The organism is uncultured Propionibacterium sp., from assembly GCF_963539965.1.
Classification (GTDB): domain Bacteria; phylum Actinomycetota; class Actinomycetes; order Propionibacteriales; family Propionibacteriaceae; genus Propionibacterium.
Genome location: NZ_CAUTOU010000019.1, coordinates 1 through 15,962, shown reverse-complemented (window position 1 = coordinate 15,962; position 15,962 = coordinate 1). Strand labels below are relative to the sequence as shown.

At 69.9% G+C, this 15,962-nt stretch carries 16 protein-coding genes; 11 read left to right on the top strand and 5 right to left on the bottom strand.

Annotation, left to right across the window (positions count from 1 at the left end):
• From R2N01_RS05165 to R2N01_RS05155, 3 genes are all read left to right on the top strand, one after another.
• Positions 1-1,533, top strand: a complete 1,533-nt coding sequence (locus tag R2N01_RS05165; RefSeq protein ID WP_316669140.1) for a LutB/LldF family L-lactate oxidation iron-sulfur protein — start codon at positions 1-3, stop codon at positions 1,531-1,533.
• A 2-nt stretch (positions 1,534-1,535) separates the two neighbouring features.
• Entirely contained in the window at positions 1,536-2,198 is a 663-nt protein-coding gene (locus R2N01_RS05160; protein ID WP_316669138.1) for a lactate utilization protein C, read from the top strand.
• 154 nt (positions 2,199-2,352) lie between these two features.
• Positions 2,353-2,700: a hypothetical protein gene (locus R2N01_RS05155; RefSeq protein WP_316669136.1), complete on the top strand. Its 348-nt coding sequence runs from the start codon at positions 2,353-2,355 to the stop codon at positions 2,698-2,700.
• Positions 2,701-2,747: 47 nt separating this feature from the next.
• Here the strand turns inward: R2N01_RS05155 and R2N01_RS05150 are convergent, their stop codons facing one another.
• The 3 genes from R2N01_RS05150 to R2N01_RS05140 form a co-directional block, all read right to left on the bottom strand.
• The gene (locus R2N01_RS05150; RefSeq protein ID WP_316669133.1) at positions 2,748-4,130 is read right to left on the bottom strand and encodes a DUF4032 domain-containing protein; all 1,383 of its coding nucleotides are present in this window, start codon (positions 4,128-4,130) and stop codon (positions 2,748-2,750) included.
• Between the two features lie 77 nt (positions 4,131-4,207).
• Positions 4,208-5,386 (bottom strand): PLP-dependent transferase, encoded by a 1,179-nt coding sequence (locus tag R2N01_RS05145; RefSeq protein WP_316669131.1) that lies wholly within the window; start codon positions 5,384-5,386, stop codon positions 4,208-4,210.
• A 116-nt stretch (positions 5,387-5,502) separates the two neighbouring features.
• Positions 5,503-6,582 (bottom strand): sn-glycerol-3-phosphate ABC transporter ATP-binding protein UgpC, encoded by a 1,080-nt coding sequence (locus tag R2N01_RS05140; RefSeq protein ID WP_316669129.1) that lies wholly within the window; start codon positions 6,580-6,582, stop codon positions 5,503-5,505.
• Positions 6,583-7,027: 445 nt separating this feature from the next.
• On the opposite strand from R2N01_RS05140, the gene R2N01_RS05135 reads away from it, so the two are divergent.
• The 5 genes from R2N01_RS05135 to R2N01_RS05115 all read left to right on the top strand — a co-directional run bounded on the left by R2N01_RS05135 (position 7,028) and on the right by R2N01_RS05115 (position 12,012).
• Entirely contained in the window at positions 7,028-8,152 is a 1,125-nt protein-coding gene (locus R2N01_RS05135; RefSeq protein WP_316669127.1) for an ATP-binding cassette domain-containing protein, read from the top strand.
• On the top strand, positions 8,149-8,829 hold the full coding sequence (locus tag R2N01_RS05130) for a methionine ABC transporter permease (protein ID WP_316669124.1): 681 nt from the start codon (positions 8,149-8,151) through the stop codon (positions 8,827-8,829). Before R2N01_RS05135 ends, R2N01_RS05130 begins: the two co-directional genes overlap by 4 nt.
• A 41-nt stretch (positions 8,830-8,870) precedes the next feature.
• Positions 8,871-9,746, top strand: coding sequence for a MetQ/NlpA family ABC transporter substrate-binding protein (locus R2N01_RS05125; RefSeq protein WP_316669122.1), 876 nt, complete (start codon positions 8,871-8,873; stop codon positions 9,744-9,746).
• Positions 9,747-9,868: 122 nt separating this feature from the next.
• The gene (locus R2N01_RS05120; RefSeq protein ID WP_316669122.1) at positions 9,869-10,744 is read left to right on the top strand and encodes a MetQ/NlpA family ABC transporter substrate-binding protein; all 876 of its coding nucleotides are present in this window, start codon (positions 9,869-9,871) and stop codon (positions 10,742-10,744) included.
• A 74-nt stretch (positions 10,745-10,818) separates the two neighbouring features.
• Positions 10,819-12,012 carry an amidohydrolase gene (locus tag R2N01_RS05115; protein ID WP_316669120.1) on the top strand — a complete coding sequence of 398 codons (1,194 nt, stop codon included), beginning with the start codon at positions 10,819-10,821 and terminating at the stop codon, positions 12,010-12,012.
• On the opposite strand, the gene R2N01_RS05110 is transcribed toward R2N01_RS05115, so the two are convergent.
• On the bottom strand, positions 12,000-12,143 hold the full coding sequence (locus tag R2N01_RS05110) for a hypothetical protein (protein WP_316669118.1): 144 nt from the start codon (positions 12,141-12,143) through the stop codon (positions 12,000-12,002). The genes R2N01_RS05115 and R2N01_RS05110 overlap by 13 nt on opposite strands.
• Before the next feature lie 149 nt (positions 12,144-12,292).
• Between R2N01_RS05110 and R2N01_RS05105 the strand changes: the two genes are divergently transcribed.
• Positions 12,293-13,054 (top strand): VTT domain-containing protein, encoded by a 762-nt coding sequence (locus R2N01_RS05105; RefSeq protein WP_316669116.1) that lies wholly within the window; start codon positions 12,293-12,295, stop codon positions 13,052-13,054.
• Positions 13,055-13,096: 42 nt separating this feature from the next.
• Here R2N01_RS05105 and R2N01_RS05100 read toward each other — a convergent pair whose 3' ends face one another.
• Entirely contained in the window at positions 13,097-13,615 is a 519-nt protein-coding gene (locus R2N01_RS05100; protein WP_316669113.1) for an O-acetyl-ADP-ribose deacetylase, read from the bottom strand.
• A gap of 97 nt (positions 13,616-13,712) precedes the next feature.
• On the opposite strand from R2N01_RS05100, the gene R2N01_RS05095 reads away from it, so the two are divergent.
• On the top strand, positions 13,713-14,096 hold the full coding sequence (locus tag R2N01_RS05095; RefSeq protein ID WP_316669111.1) for a DUF6394 family protein: 384 nt from the start codon (positions 13,713-13,715) through the stop codon (positions 14,094-14,096).
• 7 nt (positions 14,097-14,103) lie between these two features.
• Positions 14,104-15,843, top strand: coding sequence for an NAD-binding protein (locus tag R2N01_RS05090; protein WP_316669110.1), 1,740 nt, complete (start codon positions 14,104-14,106; stop codon positions 15,841-15,843).
• The last annotated feature ends 119 nt before the right edge of the window (positions 15,844-15,962 follow it).

Sequence of the window (15,962 nt, the reverse complement as noted above, 5' to 3'; positions counted from 1 at the left end):
ATGACCACCGAACTGCGCCGCATCACCGAGGGCAACTACGGCGTCGCCCGCCTGACGCCGGCCCCAGAGCACGGCGGCACCTTCCTGGGCCAGCCGAAGTTCCCCAAGGCGGTCAAGAAGGAGCTCAAGCTCGTCGTCCAGCGCAAGAACATGCGCAATGCGACGACCACCATCCGCAACAAGCGCGCCCTGCGCGTGACCGAGACCCCCGACTGGGAGGACATCCGTCAGGCCGCCTACGAGGTGAAGAACCGCGTCGGACGCCACCTCGACCGCTACCTGGAGGAGGCCGAGGAGTCCCTCACCGCCCACGGCGTCCAGGTGCACTGGGCCCGCGACGCCGCCGAGGCCAACCGCATCGTCGGCGACATCGCCAAGGCCAAGGGCGTCCAGGAGGTCGTGAAGATCAAGTCGATCACCACCCAGGAGACCGACCTGAACGAGTACCTCGAGGAGCAGGGCATCGCGGCCTGGGAGACCGACCTGGCCGAGCTCATCGTGCAGCTCGGACACGACCGCCCCAGCCACATCGTGGTACCCGGCATCCACCGCAACCGCGCCGAGGTCCGCGAGATCTTCCTGCGCGAGATGAGGAACTACGGCCGCCCGTGCCCCGAGGACGTCACCTCCAACCCGCCCGAACTGGCCAATGCCGCCCGCCTGCACCTGCGCGAGAAGTTCCTGCGCGCCAAGGTCGCCGTCTCCGGCGCCAACTTCGTCCTGGCCGACACCGGTTCACTGGTGATCGTCGAGTCCGAGGGCAACGGCCGCATGTGCCTGACCCTTCCCGACACGCTGATCTCCCTGGTCGGCATCGAGAAGGTCCTGCCGAGCTACGACGACCTGGAGATCTTCCTCAAGCTGCTGCCGCGCTCGGCCACCGGTGAGCGCATGAACCCGTACAACTCCGTGTGGAGCGGCGTCACGCCGAACGACGGCCCGCAGGAGCAGCACGTGATCTTCATGGACAACGGCCGCACGAACGTGCTCGCCGACCCGGTCGGGCGCGAGGTGCTGCGCTGCATCCGCTGCGCGTCCTGCATCAACGTCTGCCCGGTCTACGAGCGCGCCGGCGGTCACGCCTACGGCTCGGTCTACCCCGGCCCGATCGGCATCACGCTGACCCCGCAGCTGCGCGGCATCGACGACCCGGTCGACCGGGGCATGCCGTACGCCTGCACCCTCTGCGGGGCCTGCAACGAGGTCTGCCCGGTCAAGATCCCGTTCACCGACATCATCGTCCACCTGCGCAACCGTGTCGCCGACGCCGAGCGCAAGGAGTTCTCGACCGACGTCGAGGTGGCCGCCGAGAAGGGCCTCATGAAGGTCGCCGCCTGGGTTCTCGGCGACTACAGGCACTGGGAGACGACGATGTACGCCACCCGCGCGGCCGGCCGCGTCGTCGGCAGGCACAAGATCGGCCCGCTGCCCGTGCCGGTCGCCAATCGCTGGCTCGACTACCGCAACGTCGACCACGTCCCCAGCCAGACGTTCCGCGACTGGTGGAGGGCCAATCGCGGAGAGGAGGAGTGATCATGGACGCCAAGCAGGAGATCCTCGCCCGCATCCGCCGGGCCACGGTGGACATCACCGAGAAGGATCCGGTCAAGGACCAGCCCGTCGACTGGACCTACGGCCTGGGCATCGAGATGGACGACGTCGTGGGCACCTTCGAGCAGAAGGTCATCGACTACTCCGCCACCGTCGTGCGCTCGAAGCCGACCGGCGTGCCCCAGGCCGTCGTCACCGGCCTGAGGGCCACCGGCGCCGAGAACTCGGTCGTCGTCCCCGCCGGGCTCGAGCAGTCCTGGCGGGACGCCATGGCCGCCGCCGGCTTCGGGGTCCGTGTCGACGAGCCGCAGCTGCCGCACGAGAGTCTCGACAGGACCGATGCCGTCGTCACCGCCGCCGCCTCCGGCATCGCCGACACCGGCACGATCGTGCTCGACCACACCGCCGACCAGGGCCGCCGCGCCCTGTCCCTGGTCCCCGACCGCCACGTCTGCGTGATCAGGGCGTCGCAGGTGGTCTCCGACGTCCCCGAGTCGGTGCAGGACCTGCGCCCCTCGGTGGAGGCCGGCCACCCGCTGACCTTCATCTCGGGCGGTTCGGCCACCAGCGACATCGAGCTGTCCCGCGTTGACGGCGTGCACGGGCCCCGGACCCTCTACGTGGTGCTCGTCGAGGACCAGGACTGACAACGGCCGACGACGGGGCCCGCCCGGGCGGGCCCCGTCGTCGTGTCCGGCCGTGCGCGGCGCACCCGTTCCGGTTAGGGTTGTTGTCCGTCGCCGCAGGAGATGCGGCCCTGTCGGTGCCCGCATCCGCGGGGACCGGGGAAAGGAGAGCCCCATGGCCGAGACGCGCAAGCACGATCCGCGCACCAGCAGCATCGGCGAGCGAGTGCGCGAGGCCATCGGCGGGGTGCCGCGCGTGGCCCCTCCCGAGGAGGTCGAGACCGACGCCGCCGGCGACGACCCCTTCGTAACCGCCCCCGAGCCGCGGTCCGACGAGGCCCCGGTCGTCGGCGCCGCGGCGGACCCGCTGGGCGGCTACACGCTGCTGGCCGGCGATCAGCCGGGCCTCATCACGGTCAGCGCCGACCAGCTCGACCGGTTGACCGCCGTCATCCGCACCGAGGGAGCCGCCGATGACGAGGACGACGATGAGTTCTGGGGCGACGAGGACGCCGAGCCCTGACCGGCACGCCCCATGAGGCCGGGCGCGGAGCGCCGCCCGGGACGCCCTCAGCCCTTCTCGCGCAGCGTGTCGATGTCGAAGAAGCCGGCCCGCCCGGCGTCGGCGTCCGGCGCGGGCTCCCACGGGTCGTGGACGGGCTCCTCGTCCTCATCCGATTCGTCGATGTAGCCCATCGAGGGGTCGTAGGGATTCGCCAGGCGGCGCCCGCCGCCCTCGACCTGCAGGATCGCGTCGTCGCTCATCGCCTCGTCGGGCAGCGTCCTCAGGACGTCGTTGATGTAACCGCTGGTGGCTTCGAGCAGGGGCACCTCGCGGCTCTCGCGCTGGGACTCGTACCAGCGGTAGTCGAGCACCTCGTGGTAGATCTGCGCGGGATCGCGCTTGCCCTGCAGCTCGGGCGGGATCGCGTTGATGACGGGCTCGAAGCATTCGGTGAGCCACTGGTGGGCGACGACCGCCTCGTCGGCGTCCTGCAGGCCCATGCGGGCCCGGAAGGTGTCCAGATCGTTGAGCAGGCGCCGGGCCTGGTTCTCCTCGGTGTCCAGACCGGTCAGGCGCATGAGGCGCCTGGAGTGGTGGCCCGCGTCGACGACCTTCGGCTGGATCGAGACCGTCCGGCCGTCGGGGCTGGTCTGGATGTCCAGTTCGGCCACGTCGAAGCCGAGGGCGTTGAGGCGCCGCACGCGCGACTCGATGCGGTACAGCTCGGAGCCGGAGAACTCCTCCAGGCCGGTCAGCTCGTTCCACAGCTCCCCGTAGCGCGACTCGATCGTCTCGACCAGGGTGAGCGGATCGAGGGACTCGTCCAGCAGGCCGCCGGCCTCCAGATCGCAGAAGTCGCCGAAGATGTTGATGCGCGCGATCTCCAGGTCGTGGGCGCGCTGGCCGTCGGTGAGCTGGTCGTGCAACTCGCCGGTCTCGGCGTCGACGAGGTATGCGGCGAAGGCGCCGGCGTCACGGCGGAAGAGGATGTTCGACAGCGAGACGTCCCCCCACATGAAGCCCAGCAGGTGGAGGCGCGCCAGCAGGACGATCATGGCGTCGAGCAGGCGCATGACGGTGTCGTGGCGCACGCCGGGGGTGAACAGCGAGCGGTAGGGCAGGGCGAAGTCCAGGTGCCTGGTGACGAGCACCGAGTCGAGCGGTTCGCCACTGGGGTCGACGCGCCCGCTGATCACGGCCACGGCCTCGACCGACGGCGTGCCCAGACGCCTGAGGTCGTGGAGCAGCCGGTACTCGTGGATCGCCAGGCGCTCGACGACCTCCTTGGCCGCGTAAACCTGGTCGTCCACCTTGATGAAGCGGACGACGTGGCGCGATATGCCGCGCGGCAGCGCGACGAGGTGTTCGATCGGCCACTGCGCCAGCGGGGTGCCCCAGGGCAGGGGGATGAGCCGGGCATCCGGCTTCGCTGACAGGAATCGTGGCACGGAACAAGTGTGCCATTCGCCGACGGGCCGTACCGGCACCCGGGCCGGTGCGCCCGGGATGTCGGCCGAGGCCGCTCTCAGGCCCGTGCGGCGCGTTCGAGGGCTGCGGTCAGGTCGGCCCGCAGATCGGCCATGGGCTCGATGCCGACCGACAGGCGCAGCAGGGAGTCGGTGATGCCGGCCGCTGCGCGCGCCTGCGGCGTCATGCCGGCGTGCGTCATGGTCGCCGGGTGGGCCAGCAGCGATTCGGTGCCGCCCAGGGACTCGGCCAGGTCGATGGCGCCCAGGCCCGTGGCGAAGGCCTTGACGGCCTCCAGCCCGCCGGACAGTTCGAAGCTGAGCAGCGAGCCGAAACCGCTCTGCTGACGGGCCGCCAGGTCGTGCCCGGGATGACCGGCCAGGCCCGGGTAGTTGACGCGTGACACCGCTTCGCTGGCCCGCAGCAGCTCGACGACGGCGGCCGTGTTCTCCTCGTGCACGCGCATGCGGGCGTCGATCGTGCGCAGGCCGCGCAGCGTCAGCCAGGAGTCCCAGGCGCCGCCGGTCAGGCCGAGGGCGTTGGCCCAGTGCAGCACCTGCTCTCCGAGCTCGGCGGTCCGCGAGACGACCACGCCCCCGACCACGTCGGAGTGGCCGTTGATGAACTTGGTGGTGGAGTGCAGCACCACGTCGGCGCCCAGGTCGATCGGGTTCGACAGGACCGGCGAGCAGAAGGTGTTGTCGGCCACGAGCAGCGCGTCCCGGGCGTGCGCCAGCTCGGCGGTCGCCGTGATGTCGGTAATGCGCATGAGCGGATTCGAGGGGGTTTCGACGAGGACCAGCTCGGCCGGGGCGGTCAGCGCGGCCCTGGCCTGGTCGAGATCGGACATGTCGATGAAATCGACCCTGATGCGCTCGCGGGCGGCCAGATGGTCGAGCAGGCGCCAGGTGCCGCCGTAGCAGTCGGCCGGGGCGACGACGCGCCCGCGGGGGCCGACGAGGGCCTCGACGGTGGCGGTGATCGCGCTCATGCCCGAGGCGGTGACGGTGGCGTCGGCGCCGTGCTCCAGATCGGCGAGCGTACGGGCCAGCAGCTCGCGCGTCGGGTTGGCCGAGCGGGAGTAGTCGAAGGCCGGCTTGGCCTGGCCGATGCCGGCGAAGCGGTAGTTGGTGCTCGGGTGCAGGGCGGGGGTCACCGAGCCGTACTGGGAGTCCGTGCCGAAGCCTGCGCGCACGGCGCGGCCCAGCGGGGACAGTTCGGGCTGGTCCTGGCCCATGGCGCCTCCTGGTCGTGCTGGCGGGCGTCACCCCGCCCTGTTCAGACGATGGCGGCCCACCCGCCGGGCCGGGCGGCGGTCCGCGTGCGGGGACGGCGGGTGGGCCGATGGTTCGGTCAGGAGATCCTCTCGGTGGTCTTCTTGTCGAAGACGTGCACCTTCGCCGGGTCGACGTGCAGGACGACCTGCTCCCCCCGCGCCGGGGGGGTGCGCGTCGTCACGCGGGCGACGACCTGCTGGTCGGGCGGGGCGCCGACCAGCGAGCCGTACAGATAGGAGTCCGCGCCGGTCTCCTCGACCGCGGTGATCGCCATCGTAACGCCCTCGCCGGTGCCCGAGACCTCGAAGTTCTCGGGCCGGATGCCCAGCACGACGTCCTCGCCGGTGGCGCGCCCGGCCACCTCGCGGGGAACGGCGACCACGTGGCCGTCGACCTCGACGCCGCCGTCGACGATCCTGGCGGGCAGCAGGTTCATCGACGGGGAGCCGATGAAACCTGCCACGAAGAGGTTCTTCGGGCTGTCGTACAGGGCGAGCGGACGGTCGGCCTGCTGCAGCACGCCGTCCTTCATGACGGCGACGCGGTCGCCCATCGTCATTGCCTCGACCTGATCGTGGGTGACGTAGACGGTGGTGACGCCCAGACGGGTCTGCAGGGCGGCGATCTGGGTGCGGGTCTGCACGCGCAGCTTGGCGTCGAGATTGCTGAGCGGCTCGTCCATGAGGAAGACCTGCGGGTCGCGGACGATGGCGCGGCCCATGGCGACGCGCTGGCGCTGGCCACCCGACAGGTTCTTGGGCTTGCGGCTGAGCAGCTCCTCCAGACCGAGCAGCTTGGCGGCCTCGAGCACCCGGGCCTCGCGCTCGTCCTTGGCCACGCCCTTCATCTTGAGCGCGAAGCCCATGTTGTCGGCGACGGTCATGTGCGGGTAGAGCGCGTAGTTCTGGAAGACCATGGCGATGTCGCGGTCCTTCGGCGCCAGATCGGTGACCTCCTGGTCGCCGATCCACACCGAACCGGAGTTGACCTCCTCCAGACCGGCCAGCATGCGCAGCGACGTCGACTTGCCGCAGCCGGAGGGGCCGACGAGCACCATGAACTCGCCGTCGCCGATCTCGAGATTGAGCTTGTCCACCGCGGCGTGGTCGGCGCCGGGGTAGGTACGGGTTGCGTCCTTGTAATTGACAGTGGCCATGAATGCCACCAATCCTTTCCACGGGCAGGAACGTGCCCGACGATCCGTAGTAGAGCGGACGAAGGACGTCTTCATCCGCCCCCATTCTCGCACACGGGACGCACCCGATCCATCGGGCGCCGGCCCCGCACCGCGGGCGGCCACTGGCGGGTCCGGGCCGGGAGCTTGCCACATCCGGCGCTCTCGGGCATCATTGGGCCCGTGGAATTTCCCCTGATGCGTACCTTCGTCGCCGGTTGTCGAATGACCGGCGCCATGTGTCGCATCCGCTGAGCCCCGGCTGCCGCGCCCGGTTCCTCCGACCCGGCGCGCCGACACATGGCGTATTGGCCCGGAGGCATCCATCCTTGTCGGCTTGTGATCACGTGCGTGCGCGCCGTTGCGGGCCCTTTTCTCCGTCAACCCATCACGGTCGAGGTGCGGCCGGAAACGAGAGGTGAACCAGGTGATCGAACTCACCGGCGTCAGCGTCACCTTCCCCGGTCACGGGCCGGGGGAGACCATTCGCGCCGTGCGCGACGTCGACCTGACGGTCGACGACGGCGACGTCTACGGCATCGTCGGCTACTCGGGGGCCGGCAAGTCGACCCTCGTGCGCACGATCAACCTGCTGCAACGGCCGACGGCGGGTTCGGTGCGCGTGGACGGGCAGGAGATGACGGAGCTCTCCCCGGTCCGACTGCGCACCGCCCGCAAGCGCATCGGCATGATCTTCCAGCACTTCAACCTGCTCGGTTCGCGCACGCTCTACGACAACGTCGCCTATCCGCTGGCGGGCGGCGGCAGGACCAGGGTCCAGGTGCGCGAGCACGTCATGAGCCTGCTCGAGCTGGTCGGCATGGCGGATCGCTCCGAGGCCTACCCCAGCCAGTTGTCCGGCGGGCAGCGCCAGCGCGTGGCCATCGCCCGCGCGCTGGCCAACGACCCCTCTGTGCTGCTGTGCGACGAGGCCACCAGCGCTCTCGACCCGAAGACCACCGGCGGCATCCTCGACCTGCTCGGCCGGCTCAACGCCCGGACCGGCCTGACGGTCGTCCTCATCACTCACGAGATGGGCGTCATCAAGCAGATCTGCTCGCACGTGGCCGTCATGGAGGAGGGGCGCATCATCGAGCGCGGCTCCACCGTCGGCGTCTTCACCGATCCCCACCAGTCGCTCACCCGCGACTTCATCGACACCGCCAACCACGTCGAGGCGGGCATCACGACGGTCATCACCCATCCCGACCTGATCAGGCGCGGTACCGACGACCGCCTCGTCTCGCTGCGGTTCGCCGGCGGCTCCACCGGCGACCCGATGGTCGCCGCCCTGGCCCGCGACTACAACGTGAGCGCCAACATCCTGTTCGCCAACGTCGAGGTCATCGCCGGCACCCCGGTCGGCAACCTGCTCCTCGGCCTGTCCGGCGCCCGGCCCGACCTGGACGCCGCCGAGGGCTGGCTGACCCGGTCGGGCGTCAGAGTGCACAACTACAGCGACACCGAGATCGAGTCCATCCGCCGGCGCGCGGCGGCGGAGGCCGCCGGTGCCGTCGAATCCGTCCACGGCGACCAGGAGGAGCAGCAATGACCGACTGGCTCAGCACGCTCATGCCGAATGTCATGCGCAAGCCGGGCGACCTGTGGGACGCCACCATCGAGACCCTCTACATGACGGCGGTCTCGGCCCTCATCGCCGGCGTCCTCGGCATCGTCCTGGGCACGGTCCTCGTCGTCATCGACGAGCACGGCATCCTGCCCCACCCGCGCCTGTACTGGATCCTCGACAAGCTCGTGAACCTGTTCCGCTCGATCCCCTTCGTGATCCTCATCGCGCTGGTCGGGCCGTTGACCCGCATCATCACCGGCACGACGATCGGCACCACTGCGGCCCTCGTCCCGCTGGTCATCGGCACCGTGCCGTTCTACGCCCGCCAGATCCAGAACGCCGTGCTCGAGGTCGACCCGGGCGTCGTCGAGGCGGCCCAGGCGATGGGGTCGAGCCCGGTGGGGATCATCTTCCGCGTCTACCTGCGCGAGGCCCGCCCGGGCATCATCCGCGTCTCGGCGCTGACGATCATCAGCCTCATCGGCCTGACGACGATGGCCGGCATCGTCGGCGGCGGCGGTCTCGGCGACCTGGCGATCTCCCGCGGCTACAACCGATTCCAGAACGACGTCACCGTCGTCTGCACGCTCATCATCCTCGTCCTCGTCTACGTCTCCCAGGCGATCGCCGATCTCCTGGTCAGGCGGATCACCCACTGACCCGCTCGGAGACCCCCAGCAGGAACAGGAAGGAGAACCCCATGAAGCTCAAGCTCGCGGCGGCGGGTCTGGCCCTGGTCATGACCGTCGGCCTGGCCGGCTGCTCCGGCTCGTCCTCGGACTCGTCCGGCAGGGACAAGACGACGGTCAGGGTCGGCGTCTACGGCGACAACAACGAGCCGTGGGAGACCGCCGCCGAGAACCTCAAGGATGACGAGAACATCGACGTGGAGCTGGTGAGGTTCTCCGACTACGTCCAGCCCAATCAGGCGCTGTCGGACGGCTCGGTCGACTTGAACAGCTTCCAGACGCAGATCTACCTGGAGACCTACGACTCCGAGCACGGCACCGACCTGACCTCGATCGGGTACACGATCATCGAGCCCATGGGTCTGTACTCGCACAAGGTCGGCTCGGTCGACGAGCTGGCCGACGGCGCCACCGTGACGATCCCGAATGACGTCTCCAACGGCGGGCGCGCCCTCAAGCTGCTGGAGAAGGCCGGTCTGATCGCCGTGAACCCGGACGCGGGCCTGACCCCCGCTCCGGAGGACATCACCGACAACCCCAAGAACCTGCAGATCACCCAACTCGACGCCGCGCAGATCGCCCGGTCCCTGGATGACGCCGACCTGGCCGCGATCAACGCGGACATCGCCGTCGACGCCGGTCTGCTGCCGAGCCAGGACGCGCTGCTGCGCGAGGAGGTCGGCGAGGACTCCAGGCCCTACTACAACGTCATCGCGGCCCGCGCCTCCGACGTGGACAACGAGACCTACAGGACGGTCGTGAGGTACTTCCAGAGCGACGAGGTCGCCCAGACGATCGCCGATGCCTACAAGGGCTCCCAGTTCCCGGTGTGGGACGGCGCCCCGTCGCTCGCCCCGAGCGCCTCGGCCTCGCGGACGGCCGGCTGAGCGCCGGCGACCGGGCGTGCCGGACCGGCTCCGACCACTCGACGTCCACCATGAGCACGACGAACACCGTGCGGCGCCGCCGGGCGCTGCACGGCAGCCACAACCAGTAGGAGGAAAGAACGATGAAGCTCAAGCTCGCGGCGGCGGGTCTGGCCCTGGTCATGACCGTCGGCCTGGCCGGCTGCTCCGGCTCGTCCTCGGACTCGTCCGGCAGGGACAAGACGACGGTCAGGGTCGGCGTCTACGGCGACAACAACGAGCCGTGGGAGACCGCCGCCGAGAACCTCAAGGATGACGAGAACATCGACGTGGAGCTGGTGAGGTTCTCCGACTACGTCCAGCCCAATCAGGCGCTGTCGGACGGCTCGGTCGACTTGAACAGCTTCCAGACGCAGATCTACCTGGAGACCTACGACTCCGAGCACGGCACCGACCTGACCTCGATCGGGTACACGATCATCGAGCCCATGGGTCTGTACTCGCACAAGGTCGGCTCGGTCGACGAGCTGGCCGACGGCGCCACCGTGACGATCCCGAATGACGTCTCCAACGGCGGGCGCGCCCTCAAGCTGCTGGAGAAGGCCGGTCTGATCGCCGTGAACCCGGACGCGGGCCTGACCCCCGCTCCGGAGGACATCACCGACAACCCCAAGAACCTGCAGATCACCCAACTCGACGCCGCGCAGATCGCCCGGTCCCTGGATGACGCCGACCTGGCCGCGATCAACGCGGACATCGCCGTCGACGCCGGTCTGCTGCCGAGCCAGGACGCGCTGCTGCGCGAGGAGGTCGGCGAGGACTCCAGGCCCTACTACAACGTCATCGCGGCCCGCGCCTCCGACGTGGACAACGAGACCTACAGGACGGTCGTGAGGTACTTCCAGAGCGACGAGGTCGCCCAGACGATCGCCGATGCCTACAAGGGCTCCCAGTTCCCGGTGTGGGACGGCGCCCCGTCGCTCGCCCCGAGCGCCTCGGCCTCGCGGACGGCCGGCTGAGCCGCTCGCGCGCATCCGGCACCGGGCGACCCGGGTCCGCACGGACCGGCCCGGGTCACCGCAGCCGCGGAGGCATGATGGATTTCAACCAGCAGAGCATTCACGCCGAGATCGAGGCCCTCGCGCCGCGCATCATCGCGGACCGCCGCTACCTGCACCAGCACGCCGAGACGAGCCTGAAAGAGTTCGGCACCTCGAAGTACATCGCCGACCGCCTCGACGAGCTGGGCATCGACCACGTCGGGGTCGGTGGGACCGGCCTGCTCGGCACGCTGGGGGGCACCGGTCCCGGCCCGACGATCCTGCTGCGCGCCGACATCGACGCCCTGCCGCTGCGCGACGACTGCGGCGCCGAGTGGGCCAACACCACCAGCGAGGCCAACCACGCCTGCGGTCATGACGGCCACGTCAGCGCCCTGCTCGGCGCGGCCGAGATCCTCGCCGAGCATCGTGCCGATTTCAACGGCACCATCCGGTTCGCCTTCCAGCAGGCCGAGGAGATCGGTGCCGGCGGTCTCATCTTCGAGAGGGCCGGCGTGCTCGAGGGCCTCGACCAGGTCTTCGGCTTCCACTTCGCCTCCGACCTGCCGACCGGTACTGTCAGCGCGACGGCCGGCCCCCAGTGGGCCAGCGTCGACCACTTCTCGATCGACGTCCGCGGCAGGGGCGGTCACGTCTCCAAGCCGCACCTGTGCCACGACGCGCTCGTCACGGGCGCCTCCATCGTCGTGGAGGCCCAGCAGATCGTGGCCCGCGAGTTGAGTCCTTTCGACGAGGCCGTCGTGGGCATCGGCACGTTCTCCTCGGGGGAAAGCTACAACATCGTCGCCTCCTCGGCCCACATCGAGGGCACCGTGCGCGCCTTCGACGAGGAGGTCCGGGCCAAGGTGCTGGCCTCGCTGGAGCGCATCGCCCGGAGCACGGCCCGCGCCCACGGCGCGACCGCCGAGTTCACCCGCGCCGTCTACGCCGACGTGCTCGACAACGATCCCGAGGCCTCGCGCCTCGCCGCCAAGGTCGCCCTCGGGGTGCCCGGTGTCGATCAGGTCGTCACGAACACCCCGAAGAGCGCCGGTGGCGATGACTTCGCGGTCTTCCTGCACCATGCGCCGGGCGTCTACGCCCGTGTCGGCTCCGGCGGCACGCCCGCCACGAGCCATGCGCACCACACCTATGAGTTCGCGCTCAACGAGGCGTCCCTGCCGATCGGCGCCGAGCTGCATGTCAGCTACGCGCTGCGCTGGCTCTCCGGCGGCTACGAGGGCTGAGACCCCGCGGCCAGCTCGGCCGGGGAGCCGTGCTCGACGATACGGGGCGGCCCGCCGTTCTCGCGCCCCGACAGGACGTAGACGCGGTCGGCGCTCATGATCGTCGACAGACGGTGGGCGATGGCGATCACGGTGCGCCCCGCGGACAGCTCCGCCAGCGTCTGTCCGGACCGGCTGAATCCTCGTCTCCAGGCGGCCCAGTGCGGATCGGACCCGGTTCATCCCTGCTTGCCCGCCGGTTCGAGCACCCTTTTCGGGCCCGCGGGGTAGCGTTGGCCAAGTGAGTCATGAGCCCAGGCGCGTCGATCAGGACGCGGCCGCCGACCAGGACAAGGACTGGTGGGACGACCCCGCCATGCCCTGGAAGCACAAGCCGGGCAGATCCGATATCGCGTGCCTGGCCTGGATGGGCGTCCTGGCCGTCCTCAGCCTTGCCCTGCTGCCGCTGCGCGCCTGGCTGCTCGGCTCGACCAGTCGCATTCCTGCGCTCGTGGCCGTCACGGGTTCGCGCACGGGCAGCGCCACGCTGGGCGCCCTGCTGCGCGAGGGCGATTACCGGGCGGCGGTCCCCTGGGGGCTCGTCATGGTGGTCGGCATGATCATGAGTTGCAAGCTCGACTGGGTCTACTGGTGGGCCGGCAAGCTGTGGGGCCGGGGGATGATCGAGGTCTGGGCCGGCCGGTCCGAGCGCGCCCGGCGCCGCTACGAGCGGGTCGAATGTTGGGCCGACAGGGCCGGGTGGTTCGGCATGTTCCTGGCCTATCTGCCCATCCCGCTGCCGCTCATGGCCGTCGTCTTCGTCCTCGCCGGGGCCAACCGGATGAGCATCAGGCGTTTCATCGCCATGGACTGCACGGTCTGCCTCATCTGGCTGCTGGGCTGCGCCTGGCTCGGTTATGCAATGGGCTCGCCCATCACAGCGATCCTGGCGGTCTACTCGAGGATCGCCAACTACGTCGCGATCGCCCTCGTCGTGGTCGTCTTCGTCATCGCCTTCACCGGCTCCTGGAGGAGGGGCAGGACCGAGGCGGTCAAGGACTGAGACCCCTGTGCCCTGTGGACGCGGCCGCCCCGCCGGGTCCCCTCAGTCGCCGAGCGCCGCCACCGCCCGCGCATAACCCCGGTAGGACGCGTCGTTGAATGCGACGAGGATCGCCGTGCGCACCCGTGTGGGGGTCGTGGCCAGCGTGTCCACCGCGATGGCCGTCGCATCCTGCACCGGCCAGCCGTAGACGCCGGCCGAGATCGTCGGGAAGGCCACGCTGCCCGCGCCCAGCTCGTCGGCCACGGCCAAGCAGTTGCGGTAGCAGTCCGCCAGGGTCCCCGAGCGGTCCTGCGCGCGTGAGAACACCGGACCGGCGGTGTGGATCACCCAGCGCGCCGGCAGCCGCCCGGCCGTCGTCGCGGCCGCCTGCCCGCGCGGCAGACCGTCGGGCAGGCTGGTCGCCCGCAGCGCCCGGCACGCCTCGAGCACCTCCGGGCCGCCCGCCCGGTGGATGGCGCCGTCGACGCCCCCGCCGCCGAGCAACGAGGGGTTCGCCGCGTTGACGATGGCGTCGGCCTCGATGGTGGTGATGTCCCCGCGCACGACCCGAATGTCCATGACCCCATTGTGGACCCGCCGGCCCGCGGGGCGAGGGGGTGGGGCGAGGACGCCCATCGGTAATAGGGTGGGCCCCGGGCGTCGAGATGGGAGTGCCATGAATCTGGAAAAGGTCGTCTTCGGCTTCTTCGTCACCCTTGCCGCGGCGCTGAACCTCGGCTTCTTCCTGGGCCGGATCGACGACCCGGCCCTGCACAACGGTTACGAGCTGGCGGCGGCCCTCGTCGTCAGCCTCATCACCACTGTGCTCAAGTTCGGCGATCGTACCCAGCTGGGCGCCGTCCACCTGGCCACCTCGTTGGTGGCCGATCTGCAGCTCGCGGTCGCCGCGATCATCTGGGTGTGGGCGACCCAGATCGCCGCCACCGAGATGACGTCCGGCCACATCTCGCTCGTCGTCTCGATGTCGGGCGGCGCCCTCCTGGCCAACCTCGTCTCGGTCGTCCTCATGATCAGCGAGATCATCCAGATCAGGCGCTGAACCCACCATGCCGGCCAGCTCGACACGGCTGCAGCGTCAGGGGGCGCTGACCGACGTCTTCTACCTGATCCTGCGCAGGATGCGCTTCCCCCTGCTCCTGCTCATCGGCATCTACGCGGTGTGCACCCTCGGGCTGAGTCTCATCCCCGGCGTCGATGCGCAGGGCGCCCCCACTGAACCGATGGGCATGTTCAACGCCTTCTACGTGGTGAGCTTCACCGGTACCACGATCGGCCTCGGCGAGATCCCGCAGGCCTATTCGACGGCTCAGCGCATATGGATGCTCGGCACGATCTACGCGACGGTCATCGGCTGGTTCTACTCGCTGGTGAACATCCTGGCCCTGCTGCAGGAGAGCGCCTTCCAGAACGCCCTGCGCCAGGCCCGCGGCACCCGCAAGATCTACTCGATCCGGGAGTCCTTCTACATCGTCGTCGGCGCCGGCGAGACCGGCATGCTCGTCTGCCACGGTCTCGACCGCCTGCGCCTGCGCTTCATCGTCATCGAGCGCGACGAGGACCGTCTGGCCCGCCTGCGGCTGGAGGAGTTCCACCAGGATCCGCTGCTCATCGCCGCCGACGCCTCTCAGCCCCAGGTGCTGTCGGACGCCGGGCTCGTCTCCCCGCACTGCCGGGGCGTCATGGCCCTGACCGACGACGACGAGAAGAACCAGGCGGTCGCCGTCACCACCCGACTGCTCGCTCCCCGTGTGGCCGTCCTGGCCCGCATCCGCAATCGGGAGGCCGAGACGCACGTCGGCGTCTTCGGCGGCGATCTGATCGTCAACCCCTTCCAGCGTTTCGCCCGTCAGCTCGCCGCCGCCATCACCGCCCCCGAGCGCTACCGCCTGCGCGAGACGCTCATAGGCCTTGAGGGCGAGCCCATGCCCGAGCCCCACCAGCCCCCGCGCGGCAAGTGGATCATGTGCGGCTACGGGCGCTTCGGCCACGCCGTCGTCGATGAACTGCGCGGCGCCGGGATCGACGTGACGGTCATCGACGTCGCCCACTACGACGAGGGCGGAGTGGACGTGCGCGGTTCCGGCATCGACTCCGAGTCCCTGCTCGCTGCCGGCGTCAGGCGGGCCGATGGCATCGTGGCCGGCAACGCCTCCGATACGAAGAACCTCGCCATCGCCGTGACCGCGCGCGATCTGAACCCGAGCGTCTTCGTCGTCACCCGGCAGAACCAGACGGCCAACGCCCCGCTGTTCAACACCTTCACCGATGACCTGTGCATGGTGCCGAGCCACATCGTCGCCCAGGAGTTCCTGGCCCGTATCACCACGCCGCTACTGGGCCAGTACCTCAAACGCATCAGCCAGTACTCCGAGCGGGAGTGCAAGTTGTTGAGCGATCGCCTGGCTCGCTACGGGCGCGGGCGCATCCCCGAGCTGTGGGACGTCGTGCTGCGCCGCAGCAGTGCCGAGGCGGTGTGCGAGGCGCTCGGGCAGGGGCGCACCGTCACGGTGGGGCACCTGCTCACCGACCCGAGTTCGCGCGGCTGGCGCAGCGAGGCCGTCGTCCTCATGGTGCGCCGCGGCGGCAAGACGGTCGACCGCCCCGGGCCCGAGTACGAGCTGGCCGCCGGGGACCGGCTGCTCGTCGCCGGCTCCGACCGGGGCCGCAGTGACGTCGAGGTCGTCCTGCGCAATCCGAATGTGCTCAGTTACGTGCAGACCGGTCAGGAGGGCAATGGAGGCGTCCTGTGGCGCAGGGCCAGCCGGATCGTCCGAGGACGCCACTGATCGGCAGCGCCTGGGCGCCCCCGCGGGCTGCCCGGACTCCTCAGTCCTGCCGGCGTAGATGCTTGTGGAGTCTGGTCAGTGGTTTCGGCGCCCACCAGTTCCATCGGCCGAGTACGGTC

Coding starts and splice junctions, on each gene's coding strand:
- R2N01_RS05125 (WP_316669122.1), top strand. CDS start 8,871: ATGAAGCTCAAGCTCGCGGCGGCGGGTCTGGCCCTGGTCATGACCGTC.
- R2N01_RS05145 (WP_316669131.1), bottom strand. CDS start 5,386: ATGGGCCAGGACCAGCCCGAACTGTCCCCGCTGGGCCGCGCCGTGCGC.
- R2N01_RS05095 (WP_316669111.1), top strand. CDS start 13,713: ATGAATCTGGAAAAGGTCGTCTTCGGCTTCTTCGTCACCCTTGCCGCG.
- R2N01_RS05140 (WP_316669129.1), bottom strand. CDS start 6,582: ATGGCCACTGTCAATTACAAGGACGCAACCCGTACCTACCCCGGCGCC.
- R2N01_RS05165 (WP_316669140.1), top strand. CDS start 1: ATGACCACCGAACTGCGCCGCATCACCGAGGGCAACTACGGCGTCGCC.
- R2N01_RS05100 (WP_316669113.1), bottom strand. CDS start 13,615: ATGGACATTCGGGTCGTGCGCGGGGACATCACCACCATCGAGGCCGAC.
- R2N01_RS05155 (WP_316669136.1), top strand. CDS start 2,353: ATGGCCGAGACGCGCAAGCACGATCCGCGCACCAGCAGCATCGGCGAG.
- R2N01_RS05160 (WP_316669138.1), top strand. CDS start 1,536: ATGGACGCCAAGCAGGAGATCCTCGCCCGCATCCGCCGGGCCACGGTG.
- R2N01_RS05120 (WP_316669122.1), top strand. CDS start 9,869: ATGAAGCTCAAGCTCGCGGCGGCGGGTCTGGCCCTGGTCATGACCGTC.
- R2N01_RS05090 (WP_316669110.1), top strand. CDS start 14,104: ATGCCGGCCAGCTCGACACGGCTGCAGCGTCAGGGGGCGCTGACCGAC.
- R2N01_RS05130 (WP_316669124.1), top strand. CDS start 8,149: ATGACCGACTGGCTCAGCACGCTCATGCCGAATGTCATGCGCAAGCCG.
- R2N01_RS05115 (WP_316669120.1), top strand. CDS start 10,819: ATGATGGATTTCAACCAGCAGAGCATTCACGCCGAGATCGAGGCCCTC.